The sequence below is a fragment of the Variovorax sp. P4_D9 genome (assembly GCF_056401695.1).
Genome location: NZ_JBFUIU010001767.1, coordinates 1 through 526 on the forward strand (window position 1 = coordinate 1; position 526 = coordinate 526).

At 62.0% G+C, this 526-nt stretch carries 1 protein-coding gene; it reads right to left on the minus strand.

Going from position 1 to position 526, the window contains the following annotated elements; genetic code table 11:
- On the minus strand, positions 1-526 hold a 526-nt coding region (locus AC1DY5_RS58245; RefSeq protein ID WP_478123128.1), incomplete at both ends, for an IS4 family transposase.

The following is a 526-nucleotide window of genomic DNA, read 5'->3' on the forward strand; positions in this document are numbered from 1 at the left end:
GATCAGTGCTGTCCAGATCTGCGTCTTGACCGCGTTGGCCGACGTGCCCACGAAGGTCTTGATCTTCAAGTTCTGTTTGAGCGATTTAAAAAACAGCTCTATTTGCCAGCGGTCCTTGTAGATCGCGGCGATCGTGCTGGCCCCCAGATGATGGAGGTTGGTCAGGAACACCAGCGTCTCGCCCGTGTCCTCACGCACCGCCTCCACCCGGCGCAGCAAGTGCGGGCACTTGTCATGCGCGCCAGCGCTGCTCAGCCGGATGGTCTGGTCGCGCACGATGGTGCGGTTTTGCGGCGGCTCGTGCTCCTGGATGACCTCATAGAGGGCATCCCTCTTCATGCGGGTCACAAAGAAGACGCCCTGGGTGCACCACTGGCCGAAGAGCCGGTAGTCGTTGTAGCCCCGATCGTCCACCACGATGGTGCCGGCGCCGAAGTCGATCCACTGGGCAACCTTCACGTCTGCCACCTTGCCGTCGGTGACCACGCCGAAGCACGGCAGGTAGCCGTCGTGGTCGAGAACCAGG